The 339-nt window shown below is 44.0% G+C and carries 1 pseudogene; it reads right to left on the bottom strand.

The features are described from left to right. Positions 1-339: pseudogene (locus AAEZ00_RS20750) on the bottom strand (transposase); the annotation flags it as partial.

The raw sequence follows: 339 nt of genomic DNA on the forward strand, positions 1-339 counted from the left end.
CCAATGGCAATATGAACCCAGGGGAGCCATTCATCAACAAGCTCACTGGGGGTAACCCTCGCTTCATGTTGTTGAGTCTTATCTATAATGTTTAACGCAGGTATGCCGTCTGTATGCACTTTTTGCTGTATCTTAAGAGTTTGGCAACGAACTTTTCAACACTATCATGGCAAACGCTATTTACAGCCTGCATAGCAATAAATCCAGCTCTTTTTCCTTTGCTTTCAACGGCAACTAAAACAGGTTTTTTACCTCCGGCTCAACGTCCACGCTTGCCCTTGCTTTTGCCACCCACTAACGCATCATCAATTTCAATGACCCCTGACAGTCTATATAAGC

This window comes from Shewanella sp. S1-49-MNA-CIBAN-0167 (assembly GCF_040310145.1).
GTDB classification, from domain to species: Bacteria; Pseudomonadota; Gammaproteobacteria; order Enterobacterales; family Shewanellaceae; genus Shewanella; species Shewanella psychromarinicola.